This window comes from Kitasatospora sp. NPDC057940 (assembly GCF_042887425.1).
Lineage (GTDB): Bacteria > Actinomycetota > Actinomycetes > Streptomycetales > Streptomycetaceae > Kitasatospora.
Genome location: NZ_JBHVPH010000002.1, coordinates 70,931 through 87,324, shown reverse-complemented (window position 1 = coordinate 87,324; position 16,394 = coordinate 70,931). Strand labels below are relative to the sequence as shown.

At 73.9% G+C, this 16,394-nt stretch carries 10 protein-coding genes; 7 read left to right on the top strand and 3 right to left on the bottom strand.

Annotated elements, in window-relative coordinates:
- Positions 1 to 189 precede the first annotated feature (189 nt).
- Positions 190 to 2,274, top strand: coding sequence for a tetratricopeptide repeat protein (locus ACFVTF_RS03860; RefSeq protein WP_387808563.1), 2,085 nt, complete (start codon positions 190 to 192; stop codon positions 2,272 to 2,274).
- Positions 2,275 to 2,435: 161 nt separating this feature from the next.
- On the top strand, positions 2,436 to 3,473 hold the full coding sequence (locus ACFVTF_RS03855; RefSeq protein WP_387808560.1) for an NAD-dependent epimerase/dehydratase family protein: 1,038 nt from the start codon (positions 2,436 to 2,438) through the stop codon (positions 3,471 to 3,473).
- A gap of 306 nt (positions 3,474 to 3,779) precedes the next feature.
- On the opposite strand, the gene ACFVTF_RS03850 is transcribed toward ACFVTF_RS03855, so the two are convergent.
- Positions 3,780 to 5,507, bottom strand: coding sequence for a phospholipase (locus ACFVTF_RS03850; RefSeq protein WP_387808557.1), 1,728 nt, complete (start codon positions 5,505 to 5,507; stop codon positions 3,780 to 3,782).
- 349 nt (positions 5,508 to 5,856) lie between these two features.
- On the opposite strand from ACFVTF_RS03850, the gene ACFVTF_RS03845 reads away from it, so the two are divergent.
- Positions 5,857 to 7,173, top strand: a complete 1,317-nt coding sequence (locus ACFVTF_RS03845; protein WP_387808554.1) for a hypothetical protein — start codon at positions 5,857 to 5,859, stop codon at positions 7,171 to 7,173.
- A gap of 242 nt (positions 7,174 to 7,415) precedes the next feature.
- Positions 7,416 to 10,781: a hypothetical protein gene (locus tag ACFVTF_RS03840; protein WP_387808551.1), complete on the top strand. Its 3,366-nt coding sequence runs from the start codon at positions 7,416 to 7,418 to the stop codon at positions 10,779 to 10,781.
- A gap of 114 nt (positions 10,782 to 10,895) precedes the next feature.
- On the opposite strand, the gene ACFVTF_RS03835 is transcribed toward ACFVTF_RS03840, so the two are convergent.
- On the bottom strand, positions 10,896 to 11,411 hold the full coding sequence (locus ACFVTF_RS03835) for a hypothetical protein (RefSeq protein ID WP_387808548.1): 516 nt from the start codon (positions 11,409 to 11,411) through the stop codon (positions 10,896 to 10,898).
- Positions 11,412 to 11,648: 237 nt separating this feature from the next.
- On the opposite strand from ACFVTF_RS03835, the gene ACFVTF_RS03830 reads away from it, so the two are divergent.
- Positions 11,649 to 12,806, top strand: coding sequence for a DUF6528 family protein (locus ACFVTF_RS03830; protein ID WP_387808545.1), 1,158 nt, complete (start codon positions 11,649 to 11,651; stop codon positions 12,804 to 12,806).
- An 85-nt stretch (positions 12,807 to 12,891) separates the two neighbouring features.
- On the opposite strand, the gene ACFVTF_RS03825 is transcribed toward ACFVTF_RS03830, so the two are convergent.
- Complete coding sequence (locus ACFVTF_RS03825; protein ID WP_387808543.1) at positions 12,892 to 13,206, bottom strand: hypothetical protein; 315 nt, start codon at positions 13,204 to 13,206, stop codon at positions 12,892 to 12,894.
- 468 nt (positions 13,207 to 13,674) lie between these two features.
- Between ACFVTF_RS03825 and ACFVTF_RS03820 the strand changes: the two genes are divergently transcribed.
- Positions 13,675 to 15,141, top strand: a complete 1,467-nt coding sequence (locus ACFVTF_RS03820; RefSeq protein ID WP_387808540.1) for an MFS transporter — start codon at positions 13,675 to 13,677, stop codon at positions 15,139 to 15,141.
- A gap of 269 nt (positions 15,142 to 15,410) precedes the next feature.
- Positions 15,411 to 16,394, top strand: a complete 984-nt coding sequence (locus ACFVTF_RS03815; protein WP_331745233.1) for an ABC transporter permease — start codon at positions 15,411 to 15,413, stop codon at positions 16,392 to 16,394.

The window sequence follows — 16,394 nt, the reverse complement described above, 5'->3', positions numbered from 1 at the left end:
TCGCTCAGGGCACTGGTCGGGTTCATGGGGATGATTCTCGCCCGGAGGCGGGCGGGCGGGGGGGGGGCGGCCGGGGGCGGGGCGGGGCCCCCCCCCCCGCCACCGGTCAGCCGAGGTCCCGGAACGACGGTCCGCACGGGCCGTCGACACGGGAAGGACCCGTCGACACGAGAAGGGGATGAGTCGAGCATGCGGCACGTCTGGCTGGAAGCACCGCTGCCCCGGGACCGGTGCGCGGCGGCCGCCGGAGCCGACGGGCTCCTGGGCTCCTTCGACTGCCGGGTCTGGCAGCGCGGACCCTACGGCGGGGTCGGCGAGTTCGTCCGCCGTCTCGTCCTCGACCAGGGGCAATCCCCGCTGGTGGTCCGGCACCAGGTCGAACTCATCTGCGCGGTGAGGGACTTGAGGCCGGCGATGCCGTGGGCCACCGAGGCGGTCGCGGCCCTCGACGTCGCGGACGTCCAGATCAGGTTCCACTCGGCCCGGCGCACCCGCCATCTTGCCTACGGGATAGCCGAGTTCGTCGCAGCCTGGTCGGAGGGGCGCCGGTCGCCGGCCGCCGTCGTGCTCGACCGGGTGGACCAGGCGGACGCCACCACCGTCGAACTCGTCGACACCCTGCTACGACGTGTCGACCCGTCCCGGCTGAGGCTGTACGTCGGCGGCGCCTCGCTGCCCGCCGCGCTGGAGGAGGCCGTCGCCGAGTACGCCCGGCCCCTCACCGTCGCCCCGTCCCGACCGGCCACCGAGCACGCCACCGCGCTCCATGACCCCAGCCCGCTCCACGACCCCGCCACGGTCCACGACGCCACCGCGCACCACGACCCCGCCTGGCACGACGAGCGCGCCGACGAACTGGCCGCGACCGGCGAGTGGTCCTGGCAGCTGGGCGCGATCCCCTACCACCGCGAGCGCGGCACCCGCCCGGCCGCCGACGGCGTCGAAGCGCTGCGCACCGCGCTCGGACTGGCCCTGCACAGCGGCTTCTACGAGCACGCCGTCCGGCTCGCCGGGCGCGGCCTGCCGCTGGTCACCCCGGCGGGGGACACCCGGAACTGGTGGGCCTTCACCACCATGCTGGCCACCGCCCTGACCGCCCTGGACCGCCCGGCCGAGGCGCTCGCGCTCTACGACCACGCCCGGCAGGTCACCGACGAGCCGAGGATCCACCTGTCCGCGGCCTACTCCACCGCCATGCTCCACGCCCGCCACCTCCCGGCGCCCGCCCGGGACCTCACCGCCGCCCGCACCTGGCTGGACCGCGCCCTCACCCTCGCCGGACAGCTCGACGACCCGCGCGAACGCACCGTCACCACCGTGTTCCACCGCCAGGGCCTGGCCCTGCTGGACAGCCGTGCCGGCGACCACAGGGCGGCACTGCGGACGGTCGAGGACGGTATCGCGAAGCTCGCCGAGGCCCTGGCGCCCGGCGAGCGCCCCCAGGACCGCGCCCGGCTGGTGCACAACCGGGCCCAGCTGCACCTCGCGCTGGGCGATCCGGCCCGGGCGCTCGCCGACCTCGACACGGTGATCGCGCAGGACCCGCAGAACGCGGAGTACTACGTCGACCGGGCCGCCCTCCACCGGGCCACCGGACGGCCGGACGACGCGATCGCCGACTACGACACCGCGATCCGCCTCGGCCCGCATCTCCCCGAGGCGTACTACAACCGCGCCGAGACCCACACCGACCTGGGCCGGCCGGATGCGGCCCTGGCCGACCTGGACCGGACCCTGCGCATCGCCCCCGACCACCTCGACGCACTGGTCAACCGGGCCGGCCTGTACCTGGACGACGGTGAACTCGACCTCGCCGAACGCGACGCACGCGCGGGCCTGGGCCTGTCGCCGGGCCAGCCGCACCTGCTCTGCGTGCTCGGCCTGGTCGAGTCCGAACGCGGCCGGCTCCCCGAGGCCGAGGCCCTGCTCACCCGGGCCGTCGAACTCGCCCCCGACCTGCCGACCGCCTGGGCCAACCGCGCGACGATCCGCTTCGAACGCGGCGACACCGCCGGCGCCATCGCCGATCTGGACCGCGCCATCACCCTGGGCCCCGATCCCGTCGCCCTCTACAACCGGGGGCTGGCCCACCGCGAGCTCGGCAACCGGGCCGCCGCCGTCGAGGACTTCACCCGCGCACTCGCCGCCGACCCCGGCCCGGACCTCGAACTGCGCGCCGAGCTGCTCCGGGACCTGGCCTCCTGCACCTCGCCCGCGCCGGGCTCTCCCCTCCCGGCCCCCGGACCGGCCCAGGGCGATCCCCCCTGCCACTGACCGCCGCCCCCGCAGTACGGCCACGAGTTCACCCACGGACACGGCACGCGTCGCTGTCCCTGCCGCTGCCGCTGCCACGGCCGGACCGTGGCAGCGGGACCGGGAGAACCCGCCGGACGCCGCACGGTTCTGCGGCACGGCCTCCGGGGCACGATCGTCACATGCGAATCCTCGTTCTCGGCGGGTCGGTGTTCCTCGGCCGCGCCTTCGTCACGGAGGCCCTGGCCCGGGGCCACGAGGTCACCGTGTTCAACCGCGGCCGTTCCGGACCCGACCTGCCGGGCACCGAGACGGTGCGCGGCGACCGCCACAACGCCGGTGACCTGGCCGCGCTGGTCGAGCGGGCGCCGGGCCCCGACCGGGCCTGGGAGGCGGTGATCGACACCAGCGGCCAGCAGCCGCACGCCGTCGCCACCTCGGCCCGGTTGCTGCGCGAGCACGCGAGCCACTACGTCTTCGTCTCCTCGGTCCACGCCTTCGCCCGATGGCCCGACCGGCCGGTCGACGAGAACTCGCCGCTGCACGACTGCCCGGCCGACTCGCCGCCCGGTCTGCCGTTCAGCACCGCGCTCAAGGCGGGCTGCGAGCGGGCGGTGCTCGAACAGTTCGGCGCCGAGCGATCGACCGTCCTCAACTGCGGTCTGCTGATAGGCCCGTACGAGAGCATCGGGCGGCTGCCCTGGTGGTTGGAGCGGACGGCGCGCGGTGGGCGCGTGCTGGCACCCGGCAGGCCGGACCTGCCGATCCAGCTGGTCGATGCCCGGGACTTCGCCGCCTTCGGGCTGGACCTGGGGGAACGCGGCGTCGGCGGACGGTTCGTGACCACCTCGCTGCCGGGGTCGAGCACCTACGGCGAACTGCTCACGTCCTGTGCGGCGGCCAGCGGTTCGAACGCCGAACTGGTCTGGGTGGAGGACCAACGGCTGCGCGCGGCCGGCGTCCGGCCGTGGAGCGAACTCCCTCTCTGGTACCCGGAGTTCGATGACAACGGGAGCGCGAGCGCGATCTGGCAGGCGGACTCCCGGGCAGCCGCGGCGGCTGGGCTGCGCTGTCGCCCGCTCGCCGAGACGGTGCGTGACACCTGGGCCTGGCTACAGGAACGCGGCCCGCGCGAGGAGCCCTACACCCAGGGTCTACAGGGCGACGCGCTCGGCATCGATCCGCAGAAGGAGCGCCGGATCCTGGCGGGTGAACTCTGACGACCGTGCGCGGGCGTCTCGCCATTCCGACCGACGGCCGATCGGTTCAGGACATCGCCGCGCACGTCCTCCGGACCGCCGCCTGGTAGCCGGGGGACGGGGGGCCTGCCGGAGCTGCCGCTCGAAGGCCGCGCCCGGCGCCGAGCACGGACGCCCGGCGCCGAGCACGGACACCCGGTGCCGAACACGGACACCGGGCACCCCGCTACGGCGCCGGCAGGACCGTCCGGCGCCCCGAGGCCCGCGAGGGCATCGGCGGGCCCGGACGGTCCTGGCGGATGGGGAACGAGCGGACGGAGAACGCGCTCAGTTCGGGCAGATGCCGCGGGCGTAGTCGACCGTGGCGGCGGCCTGCGAGTAGCGCCACTCGGGTGCCAGCAGGTTCGTGTCGAGCTGGGCGGCCGCGTCCGGGCTCTCCACCAGGTAGCCGAAGTCCTGCAGCCAGGCGGGGTAGAGGTTCTTCGAGCCGACGAAGAACGCCGAGCCGTCGACCGCGACGACCTTGTGGTGCAGCGCGTACGGGTGGCCGTCGGCCCAGGTCGCGGTCGGCGCCGCGCGGAAGGAGGCGAGCTGGAGGTTGCGGCACATGGTGGCCTTCGCACCCGCCGCGTCGCCGGTCCGGGCCGCCAGCCGGGCCTGGAGCGCGTCGCTGACCTCCGAGAGGGACTTGATCTGCGAGTAGCCGCCGCTGCCGACCGTGCCGCGGTTGGCCGGGTCGCTCACCACGATGCGCACCTTGACGTCGGCGGCGAGCTTGGCGGCGAGCAGGTCGTAGAGGCGAAGGTCGTAGCGCGGGAGCGGCGGGCAGGTGCCGTTCAGGTCCTGCTGGGAGATCTCGATGTGGCTGGTGGCGCCGGCCACCAGGGCCCGGAGCGCGCTCTCCTCGGGGTTGACCGTCTCGTAGTCGCGGTCGCCGTTGGTGTTGTCGTGCAGGGCGACCGGGCCGCACTTGGCGTCGGCGGCGGCCGGCAGGTCCGGCTGGTAGGTGGAGGCCGGGTCCGAGCTCCGGATGCCGACGCCCAGGCCGCCGATGGCGATCACCGGCAGGTTGCCGGTGGCCGGCACCGGTCCGGGGTTGGCGTCCTTCTCCAGGTTCGGCAGGCAGGGCGCGCCGTTGCTGGAGGCGAACCAGGCGCTCGACAGCACTCCGGTGTTCTTGCAGGTCCAGCCCCACAGGGTGTCGAGGTAGGAGCCGGCCGAGGCGGCGGCGGGGCCGGTCAGCGCGAGGTCGACGTCGGACACCGGGTGGGTGGTGTCGAGGTAGTCGTCCTTCCAGTTGTTGATGCCGCCGGTGATCACGCTGCGGCCGTCCACCACCAGCAGCTTGGAGTGGTTCCAGGACAGGGCGGTCCTCGACGTGGTCATCGAGGCGACGTTCAGCGTGACGCCGGCGGCGGCGGCCGGGCCGAGCCGGGCCAGCAGGTCGTCCCGGTAACTGGTCGGCAGCGCGGTGATGTTGTAGAGCGGGGCGGCCCCCACCAGGACCCGTACGGTCAGCTTGTTGCCCGCCGCCACCGAGGCCTTCAGGCCCGCGACGATCGCGTCCTGGAACGCGCCGTTGGGGAACGGCGCGAGGGTGGAGATGTCGACGGTGCGGGTCGCGCCGGCGATGTTCGCCGTCATCTTGGCCAGCAGCTTGTCGCTGCCGGCCCGGTCGGTGCAGTTCGGGTCGCCCCAGCAGTTCGGGGTCTGGAGCAGCCAGCCGGCCGGGTCGCCGGCGGGGGCGTCCAGGTTGTTGCCGCCGGTGCGCTGCCAGACCGTTCCCTCCAGGCCGGGCGAGACCTGACGCAGCGTCTGCTCGACGGCGTCCAGGTGCGGGGTGCCGGTGGCGGCGGGCGCCGCCGGGGCGGGTATCCGCGGGTCGGCGGAGGCGGAGGTGGAGGTGGAGGTGGAGGTGGAGGTGGAGGTGGCGGCGAAGGCGGGGGCGGCGGGCAGTGCTGCCAGCGCCGTGCCGAGGGTGAGGGCGGCGGTGAGCGTGGTGCGGGCGGAGCGGCCGAGGCGGGGGGACGGGCGGAGGGGCGGGCGACGGAGCACGGGCAATCCTTCAAGAAGTGGCAATGTTCACCTGAAAGGCCCCTTAAAAATACCTGATAGTAACTTGAAGATGTGTCAGGGGCCTGTCGAGATCCGCCCGCTGGGGCTGACGGCCCGGCTGTGACGAGATCGCTCGTCGTCGGCAGGTGTCCGGAGGCGGGGAAGAATTTCTTTCCGATCGCCTGCAACCTTCGGCCGGGCTCCACGTCTATGACAGTGAGAAGCGGGGCCGTGATCGCCCCCCGGCCGCACACACACCTGCTGCGGCCCGCTCGACATCAGCCATTCAGCCATTCAGTCATCAGCGCGCTGCTGCGGCATGCCCGCAGAACGGTTTCAGGGGAGAACTGTGTCCACCGTCGTTCATGTTCGTCGTACCCGTCGTGCCATCGCCGTCGCCGCCGCCCTCGGCGTAGCCGCCGTCTGCGGATCGGTCGTGGCCGCCGCTCCGGTGGCCTTCGCGGGAGAGCCGTCGCACACCTCGCTCTCCGTCCAGGCCCCGGCCTCGGTCGGATTCGCCGGCGGGCCGGTCGAGTTCACCGAGGACATCACCAACTCGGGTCAGGAGAGCACCGGTTACCACCTGGAGCTGCAGACCGTCACCGCCGTCGGAACGCCGCCGGACGCGATCGTCATCGACTACAGGGACCCGGCCGACGGCACGTGGAAGTCGGTGCCGCTGGTGATGACCGGCACCTCCGGAGGCGTCGTGCACGACGGGACGGTGTCCGGGCTCACCGTCCCGGCCGGGCGGACCCTCAGGGTCGACCTGCGGATCGGCGCGCCGATGGGCCTGCCCCACGACGGCGCCACCAACGGCGGCTTCCAGTCCATCGCCCTGCATTCCGCCGTCGTCGCCGACCCCCACGAGCCGGCGCAGGCCGAGGTGACCAGCACGATCAAGGTCACCTCGATCACGAGCTCGCTCGACCACGTGCCCGCCACCGCCGTCGCGGGCGGCACGCCGGTCGAGTTCGACGCCACCCTCGACAACCCCACGCCGTCCGACTACACCAACCTCGGCAACGTCCTGTTCGTGGACCGGCACGCGACCGTGCAGGTGCGTACGGCGGACGGGGCCTGGCGGACGCTGGACAAGGTGGCCGGAATCGCGCCGGACGACCCCTTCGGCGTGTACCTCCAGGGCCGTGACTCCAGCCTCCGGTCGGGTGCCAAGGCCGTCGCCCGGGTGCGGGTGTCGTACGACGCGAAGACTCCGGCGGGCACCACCACGCTCGGCCCGTGCGTGTTCGTCAACGAGGGCCAGCCGTTCCGGGGAACCACGAACTGCGGTACCCGCTCGACGATTCAGGTCCTGCCCGCCGCCACGAAGACGCCCGCGCCGCGCCCGTCCTCCTCGGCCCCGTCGGCCCCGTCGGTCCCGGCCGGCGCCGCCGTGCCGGTCTCCGCGTCCTCCCCGAGCGCCCCGAGCACCCTGAGCGCCGCCCCGAGCACCCCGGCTCCGGCGGACCCGTCCACCACCTCCACCGCGCCGTCCACCCAGCAGGTCCGCGCCGCCGAGGCCGCACAGCCTGCCGCGCCGTCGCCCGTCCAGCTCGCCTCCACCGGGGCCGACCACACCGCGGGCCTCGCCTTCGGCGGCCTCGCCCTGACGGCCGCCGGGGCCTGCGCCCTCTGGCTGCGCCGGGTGCTGCGCCGGGCCTGAGTGCGCACGGCGAAGCCGAACGCCAAGGAGCCCGCCACCCTCCCCGGGCGGCGGGCTCCAGCCACCAGCGGCACGTCGGGCGCACAGTGTCATCGCCGGCCAGGCACGGTCCCCGCCCGCCCCGCGTCCCCGCCCGCCCCGCGTCCCCGCCCGCCCCGCGTCCTCGTCCGCCCCGCACCCCGCGACCCGCATCCCCGGAAATCCGGTGGGAGGCGCCTGTCGCGGCAGGCCAGAATGGTCGCATGCCGCACGAAGTCGAACAGTTGCTCGCCGACCTTGACCTCCTCCCTCACCCGGAGCGTCAACGGCTCGTCGCCCGCAGGGCCTGGGAGCTCGCCGTCGACGGCGAACTCCCGGGGCTGCTGTCCGACCTGGAACGCTCCGGTCCGTACGGCCGACGGCTGGCCGCGCTCGCCGCGTCCGCCGGCCGCGCCACCGACTTCCTCTCCGAGCGGCTGACCGACCCCGACCCGGTGGTCCGCGGGTACGCCCTGCGCGCCGCCCGCACCCAGGGCATCCCGGACGAGGCGATCGAGGCGGCCTTCACCGGCGCCTCCTGCACCCTGCGCCGGCAGCTGGCCCGGGTCGTCCGGCACGGCCGCCGGCACCGGCTCGCCGAGCGACTGGTGGGCCGCCTGCGCGCCGAGTGGGGCGATGCCGAGGCCGCCCGGCTGCTCTCCGCCTGCAGCCCCGCCTTCGTCGGGCGGACCCTGCCCGACCTCGCGCACGCCCTACCGCTCGCACCCCTCGCCGCGCGTTTCCCGGACGAGGTCCTGGACCACCTGGAGCGGCTCCTCGCCGAGCACCCCGAGACGCTGAGGCTCGGGCAGTGGCCTGCCCTCGCCGACGTCCTCGGCGCCACCGTGCGGGCCCGCCCCGAACGGGTCCTCGATCTGCTGGAGTGGTTCGGCCCCGATGTCCCGCTGCGCCGTGACCATCTGCCACCGCTGGTCGCCACGGACGCCGAACGCACCGTCCGCCTCCTCGCCGACCCGCGGCGCGGCGCGGTCGGGCCGTACACCACGCCCCCGACGAGCGGCACGCTGCGCCGGCTGGTGCGCGCCGACCCGCCCTCGCTCCCCGCCCTGGGCCGCCACTGGCTGGCCGCACCCCGCTGCTTCGCCGCCCTGTTGCGTGCTCTCCCCCCGGGCCGGCGCGACGCGTTCCTCGACCTCGTGTACGCCGGAGCCCTCCCCCGGGAGGCCGAACTCTCCTTCCTGCTACCGCTGTTCCCGCACGCCCGCCGCCACGCCGAGGCGCGCCGGCAGGTCGCCGCGCGCCGCGCGGAGGGCCGCCCCTGGGCCCGGATCGCCCCCGCCCTGGCGTACCTGCCCACCGAGGAGGCCCAGCCGGAGCTGCGGGCCGCTCTCTCCCGCCCGGACGCCGACGACCGGTCCGCCGCCTGGACGGCCCTGTTCGCCAACGCGGCGGCTTCGGACGACGGGGCTGTCGTCCAGGACACGCTCGCTCTGCTGCCGCGGCTGCGCAACGAGCAGGACCCGGTGCGCTGCGCGGCGCTGACCGCGCTCGTCCAGGTGCCCGCCCGGCTGCTGACCCGGGCGGCGGTGCCGCTCCTCGACGTCTGCGTCCAGGACGCGGTCGACGCCCGTGACTGCTCGTACGCCACCCGCGCCGCCCTGCAGAAGCTGGTCGCCGAGGTGCTGCGCGAGCACGCCGTCGCCGACGGGACCGAACTGGTCGAGTGGGCGCTGCGGAGCCTGCGCAGGATCGCCGGGCAGACCGGCACGGTCGAACTCGGCCGACTGGAGCACCGGCTGCGGCGGGGCCAGGAGCACGCCGTGTTCGCGACCTTGCGGCCGTGGCTGGACACCATGGCCGACACCGCGGAGTACTGGCTGCTGTTCACCCTGGCCCGTTCGCTCGGCCGACGGGCCCGCGGCGTCCCGGCGCTGCAGGAACTCCTGCTGCACGCCCTCCGGTTCGGGTCGGACGGCGCGTTCGGCACGGCCGCCGCCCTGTGGCTGGACGACCCGCGCACCCGCGGCGCCCGGGTCGCCGAGATCCTCGAACTCGAGCCCTCCGCCGCCGTCCTGTCACCGGTGGAGGAGGTGCTGGTCGAGCGGCGCACCGACCTGCTCGACCCGCTGCTCGCCCCCCTGCCGCCGTACGGGCGGTTCCTCAGGAGGTCGCAGCGGGCGACCCTGCCGCCGACCCGGTCGGCGAGCCGCTGGACACCGCGCCAGTGGCGGGCCGCCGCCCGCCTCGCCGCCACGGCGGCGAGCGATCCCACTCTGCCGCTGCACGGGCGTGCCGCGGCCGTCCACGCCGCCGCCGCGATCCCGCAGTACGGCGAGGCGGTCGTCCGCGCCCAGCTGGACTCCGCCGAGGTGGTGCTCGCCGAGGCGGCGCTCGCCGCGCTGGCCTGGACGGACCGGCCCGCCGACGCGCTGCGCGATCTGCTGGCCCACGCGGGCGGCGATCGCGCCCGGGTCGCGGTGTACGCGGCCACCCGGGCCGCCCGGTTCGTCCCGCCGGGCGAGCTCGCCGAGCGGCTCGGCGAGCTGCTGTCCCAGGTGCGGGGCAGCAAGGTGACCAGCCGCAAGGAGGCCGTGCGGCTGGCCGCCGAGCACCTGCCGCCGTCGGCCGCCGCCGACCTGCTCGTCGCCGCGTACCGTGCCGAAGGCCAACACCACGACGTGCGCGCCGCGGCGGTCGCCTTCGCGACCGGCCTGCTGGACGCCGAACCCGTCTGGGGACTGCTCGCCGACGCCGCCGGGCAGGCTCCGCCGTCCGTGCGCCGCGCCGTACTGCGGGCCGACCCGGGGCACCTGCCCGAGACCCACCGGGCCCGCTACGCCCGGCTGGTGGCCTCCGTCGCCGCCGCGCCGGACCCGGAGGTCGCCGCACCCGCCCTCGCCGCGCTGCCGCGGTGGGCGGTCTGGGCCCCGGAGACCGCGGACACGGCCCGGCGGGCCGTCACCGACCCGGCCAACCGGGGCGGCTGGCAGCAGGCGGCGGGCGCCGTCCGCGCGCTCGCCGCCTCCGGGCTGCCGCACCCGCTCGGCGGCGCGGCCCCTGGCAGCCTGCTGCACCGCACCCTCGCCGAACTCGCCGCCGCCGCACGGACGGACGACCTCGACGCCGGGGACGACCGGGACCTGCCGGCCCGCCGGAGGCTGGCCCACCTCACCGACCTCCCGGCCGACGACCGCCACCGGCCGTTGCTGGCCGGCGCCGCCGACCTGCTCGCGGACGAACCCGACCTGGCGGGCATCAGGGCGGCCGCGCTGCGCCGGCTGGTGGACCCCACGGCCGGGCCGCAGGCGCTGGCGGCCGCGCTCGGCACGCTCGCCGACGCCCACCGGGACCGGCCGGCGGCGGCCGCGCTCACCGCGCTGGCGCTGTCGCGGGAACACGCCTCGGGCCCGCTGCCGCCGCCCGGGACGATCGATGTGCTGGCCCGGACCGCGCGGCGGGAGGGGGACACCGGCGCCGCTGCCGGACTGTTCGCCACGGCGCTGACGGAGGCCTTCGGGGACCGCCTCGGCTGGCCCCAGGAGTGGCGGGCCCTGTTGCGCGGGCTGCGTGGCCACCCCTCGGCGGACGTCCGCGAGCGCGCCCTCGCCGTCGTCACACACCGGGAGTGACCTGCTGCACGCACCGGGAGTGACCTGAGGCCGCGCCGTCCGGCGCGCGGCGCCTCGACAAGGCGGGCGGCCCCGTTCCTCGGGAACGGGGCCGCCCGGGTGAGCCGGTCAGCGTCAGTCGCAGTACGGCAGGGACTCCTGGCTGCTGTCGTAGCTTCCGTTGGAGAAGTTCCACGTGACGGTCTGACCGTTGCAGTTGTGGCCACCGGCGGTGAAGTTCCAGTTGCCGTGGTAGAGACGGGTGTTCGACACGCCGGTCACCGGGATGGATCCGGAGTCCCACCACCACGAGCCGACGTTCGGCTGGGGCGAGCCCGTGTTCGAGTTGTAGTTCGAGCTGGACTTCACGTCGATCAGGCCGCCGTGCCAGTTGCCGTTGACGTAGTTGGTGTTCCACAGGTTGATCTCGGTGTAGGCCTGCTTGCTGCAGGAGTTCCACGCGAGGTAGGCCCGACCGATCGACTGGCCGCCGGCCACGATGGTGCGGGCAGGTCCGAGCACCTGGCCGCAGTCGGCCGTGCCGGCGGTTCCCGCGGCGGCGGTTCCCGCTCCGACCGTGGCGAACGCGAGGCTGCCCGCGATGACGGTGAGCACAGCCGAGGCGGCGCGCAGACGCGTGCTGATCCGCATGACTCTCCTTGGGAAGAGCTTCGAGGTGACTGTGGGTCACCCATTGGCACCAATGCTTCCACCGGAAGCGCACGCGGTCCATACGGATGACGTCAAGGGTCCGCTGGGACGGGTTCACCCGGATGCTGCGACGAGGATGGCACCGGGCCGGAGCGCCGGGACGCAGAGTAGATAGTCCGATAATCATGGCGCGAAAGGGGCGTGGCAGTGTGCGCAAGAGCCGGAGCGGGCCTCAGGGTGGGATCCGTCCTGGGCGGGCTGATGTTGACGGCGTGTTCGACCTCCGCCCCGCATGCCGTGGACGGCAGCGGCGCAGAGCCCCGCGGCGGTGCGGTGGTCATCGCGGCTGATCAGGAGGCCGGGCGGGCCCCCGTGCCGGCTGGTCCGCCGCCCGCTGCGGCCGACCCGGGGCCCGGGCAGGCCGACCAGGGGGCCGGGCAGGCCGGCGTTCGGGGCAGTGCGCTGATCGTCGCGGTCGATCAGGCGTCCCGGCAGGTTCTCGTCCTGGACGGCCAGGCGGCGCGGGAGTCCGGACCCGAGGCAGGATCGGAGGTCGGACCCGAGGCCGACCAGTTACCGGTGGTGTGGTCGTGGACCGCTGACGGCGACGATCGGCTGGCCGACCTGGAGCCGGCCCGCAGCTGGGCCAGGCCCACCGAGGCCAGGGACGTGGTGCTCGACGGTGAAGGCTCCCTCCTGGTCACCGCCTCGGGCGGCCTGGCAGCCCTGGTCGACACGGCGACCGGCACACCGATCTGGGCCACGGACCTCGGCAGCTCCGTCAACCCCCACAGCGCGGAGCTCCTACCGGACGGCAACGTCGCCGTGGTCGCCAGCACCGCCGGCTGGGTGCGGCTGTACGCGGCCTCGGAGGGGCCCCGCAGCACCACCTACACCGAGCAGGAACTCGACGGGGCCCACGCCGTGCAGTGGGACGAGGGCGCGGAGCTGCTCTGGGTGCTCGGGGACGACACCCTGCTGGCCCTTCGGGTCGGTGGCACGCCCGACATCCCGTCCCTCACCCCCGAACGCAGTGTCCCCCTTCCGGAAGTCGGGGGGCACGACCTCGCACCTGTGAGCTCCGCGCCGGGGACGTTCTGGGTCAGCACCGGCGACCGCCTGTGGCGCTACGACTCACACCTCGACCGCTTCGAAGCCGTCGGGCTGGGCGCGGAGGACTCGGCCCGCGGGATCAAGAGCGTGGGCAGTGAACCCGTCACCGGTCGCCTGCTCACCATCACGCCCGATCACGCCGGGTCCTGCTCCTGGTGCACCTCCGCCGTCACCTTCCACCACCCCGACGGGACGCTCGCGCTGGCCGGAACCGAGTTGTACAAGGCCCGCTGGTGGACCACACCGCTGCCAGGTCCGGGCCCGACGAACCGACCCCGGTAGCGCGTTCCTCCGACAGCCGCGGGCCGCGCCCGACGCGCCGGTCCGGCACACCGGTCCCGCGCCGGCGTGCCGCGCCTCGCCCGTGTCAGCGGGGGAGAACGGACTTCACCAGGTCGTTCGCCGAAATGAGCCCCAGCCCCGGGACGGCGTCCCGCAGCACCTTCACGGCCCGGACCATGTCCAGCGCGGGGTCGACGTCCGCCGCGGCCAGGATCCGGCTCGCCCACCGGCGGACACGCTCCTCGTCCGCCACGATCACCTGGCGATCCACCACGCGCAGGGCTGCCTCCAACCCGGGCCGCTCCGCCGCGCCCGCCGTCCGTATTTCCGCCAGGAGCTCGGCACGGACGTCGTCCAGGTCGTGCAGGACGACGATGGGGTGTGTGTCGTTGGTGAACACGTGAGTTCTCCGATCAGAGCACGAAGCAGAGCACGAAGTAGAGCAGGAAACAGCACAGGAAACAGCACAGGAAGCGCGCGACTGCTCGGTGGGTTCTCGTGTGGACCTGTCGCCGGCTCCCCGTGGATTCCAACCTAAACCACCATGCGAACCTCCCGCTGCCGCGCCAGTGGCAGACTCCCTCGCCACGGAAACGGCCGGACCATCCGCACCACCGCGAAGCCGGCCCGGCCGAACTGATGTCCCATCAGTCCGCACGTCCCCTATCCTCGCGTTTGAGGGGAGGCCAACGGACCGTCATGACCGCCTCCCACCTGCGCATACCGCCGCCGTCACCTTCGTCGACCACGTCGCCGACGTCCTGGGCGAGTCCTCCGCCGGCGATCAGCCCGCGACCCCGGGTGCCGGCGTTGCTGCCGCCAGACCGCCTCGCCGAGCCTCTGCGACCACCATGTACTGGAGATCCCGATGCCCGCCCCCGGACCGACGACCAACGCCCCACCGGTGAACGGGATACCGCCCGGGCGTCCGTTCTCGTGGCGATTCACCACCCCGTTGTTCGTCGGTTCGGCGCTCAACCCGATCAACAGCTCGCTGATCGCCACGGCCCTCGTACCGATCGCCCACGGACTCGGCGTGTCGATCGGGCGGACCGCCGCGCTGGTGACGGCCCTGTACCTGGCCAGCGCGATCGCCCAGCCCACCGCGGGCAAGGCCGCCGAGGTGTTCGGCCCACGGCGGGTGTTCCTGGCCGGAACCGGACTCGTCATCGTCGGAGGACTCATCGGCGGCGCCGCCGACAGTCTTCCGGTCCTCCTGATCAGCCGGGTGCTGATCGGGTTGGGCACCTCGTGCGCCTATCCGACGGCCATGCTGCTGATCCGTCGCCGCGCCGAGGACGCCGGTCTGGACAAGCCGCCGGGCGGAGTGCTGGGCGGCCTGCAGATCGCCGGCATCGCCACCGCCTCGCTCGGGCTGCCCCTGGGCGGTGTCCTGGTGGCCGCGCTGGGCTGGCGATCCGTGTTCCTCATCAACGTTCCGGTCGCACTCGTCGCGCTGGTCACGACAGTGGCCTGGGTCCCGCCCGACACCCCACCGCAAAGCCCACCGCACAGCCCGCCCGGCACCCCACCGCACACCCCACCGGACCGCCGCCGACGCGCCCGGGACATCGCGGCCGCCCTGGATGCCGTCGGCATCGCCGGGTTCGTCGCCGCGATGGTCACGCTGCTGCTGTTCCTGTTCGCCCTGCCCGACGCCCACTGGTACCTGCTGGCGATCTCCGCCGTGCTGTGGATCGCCCTGGTGCTGTGGGAGCTGCGAGCCGGCACCCCGTTCCTCGACCTGCGCCTGCTCGCCGGCAACCGGGCCCTGACCAGTACCTACCTTCGCTACGGCCTGGTCCTGGTCTGCGCGTACGTGGTGCTCTACGGCGTCACCCAGTGGGCCCAGAGTGTCCGGGGCCTGTCCGAGACCGAAGCCGGAATGCTCCTGTTGCCCATGACGCTCATGTCCGGCCTGGTGATCTCGCTCGTCTCCCGGCGCAACACGGTGCGCGGACCGGTCATGGCAGCGGCCCTGGCCTGCCTCGTCGGTTCCGCCGGCGTCCTGCTGCTCAGCACCTCGGGCTGGATCGGATGGATCGTGGTGGTCACGCTCGTCTTCGGCGTCGCCATGGGCACGTCCGGCGCGGGCAACCAGACCGCCCTCTACGAACACGCCCCCGCCGAACAACTCGGCACCGCCTCGGGCCTGCTGCGCACCTTCGGCTACCTCGGCTCGATCGCCGCTTCCGCGATCACCGGCATCGTCTTCCGCACCCACGTCTCCGACCGCGGCATGCACCTCATCGCCTGGATCATGGTCGGCGTCGGCGTGGTCCTGGTCCTGACGACCCTCGCCGACCGCATCCTGCGTACCCGGCCGGCCCCCTGAGCAGGTGTCTGTGGGGAGGACGCCGTCGGCCCGGTGACCTGCGAATGTGAATGGGGGAGTGGGTTCGACGCCTCTTTGCTGCGGGGGTGTTTCGTTCCCGTGTACATATGCCCAGATCACTGGCGTTGTGCACCAGTCGTACACAGACTCGCATCTGCACGATCGTGCACTCGGCTCTCGCCCCAGAAGGTTTCCACCTGCATGCGTACCTCCTCCAGACCCGACGTTCCCCAGGCGCACCCGCCGCACCTGGTGGGGAGGTGCCGTCCGTGCTCCGGTATGTGACACGCAGGGCGGCGGGCTGGTTCCTGGTGATTGCCATGGCCACCAACGCCACGTACTTCCTGGCCAGTTGGTTCCTCGACCCGCGCTCGAACTTCAAGGAACTGCGCCCGGTCCGTACCGAGGAGCAGATATCCCGGGCCCTGGCCCCCTACAACCTCGACCCGCACGAGCCGCTGCTCCACCGCTGGTGGGACTGGCTGACCGGCGTGGTCCTGCACTTCGACTGGGGCCGCTCCCCGGTCGGGGTCCAGGTGAACGGGGAGATCGGCTACCGCTCCCTCGTCAGCGCCGAACTGGTGATCGGCGCGACGGTCCTGTCGGTCGTCGTCGGTGTCGCCCTCGCGGTCCACACCGCCTCGCGCCAGTACGGCTGGAAGGACCGGGCCGCCCAGGCTCTCTCCATGGCGCTGTTCAACGTCCCGGTGTCCATCGCCGCCCTCGCCCTGGTGCTGGTGGCCATCTGGTTGAACGAGCAGGCCGGTTGGCACTTCCTGTACGTCGCGGGGGAGAACTCGCCCGGCGTGGAAGGGTTCTGGGCGACGGTCGGTGACCGGCTGCTGCACCTGATCCTGCCGACGCTGACGCTCACCCTGACGGGGTACGTGGGCTACCACCTCACCCAGCGCTCCCTGCTGCTGGACGTCATCGGCTCCGACTTCGTGCGCACCGCCCGGGCCACCGGGCTCACCCGTGCCCAGGCGATCCGCCGGCACGCCCTGCGCACCGCCCTGATCCCCACCGCACAGTCCGTGGCCTTCAGCATCCCGGCCGTCTTCACCGGCGCGGTCCTCACGGAGACCATCTTCGGCTGGAACGGCATGGGCCAGTACTTCATCCAGACCATCAGCAAGAACGACGTGCACGGCACCGTGGCGACCGCCGCCTTCGCCGCCGCCCTGACCGCGATCGGTGCGATCCTCGCGGACATCGCCACCGTCCTCCTCGACCCGAGAGTGCGGGTGAGCTGA

Excerpts from the sequence above, each read along its gene's own strand:
- ACFVTF_RS03860 (WP_387808563.1), top strand. The coding sequence starts at position 190 with ATGCGGCACGTCTGGCTGGAAGCACCGCTGCCCCGGGACCGGTGCGCG.
- ACFVTF_RS03855 (WP_387808560.1), top strand. The coding sequence starts at position 2,436 with ATGCGAATCCTCGTTCTCGGCGGGTCGGTGTTCCTCGGCCGCGCCTTC.
- ACFVTF_RS03840 (WP_387808551.1), top strand. The coding sequence starts at position 7,416 with ATGCCGCACGAAGTCGAACAGTTGCTCGCCGACCTTGACCTCCTCCCT.
- ACFVTF_RS03820 (WP_387808540.1), top strand. The coding sequence starts at position 13,675 with ATGCCCGCCCCCGGACCGACGACCAACGCCCCACCGGTGAACGGGATA.
- ACFVTF_RS03835 (WP_387808548.1), bottom strand. The coding sequence starts at position 11,411 with ATGCGGATCAGCACGCGTCTGCGCGCCGCCTCGGCTGTGCTCACCGTC.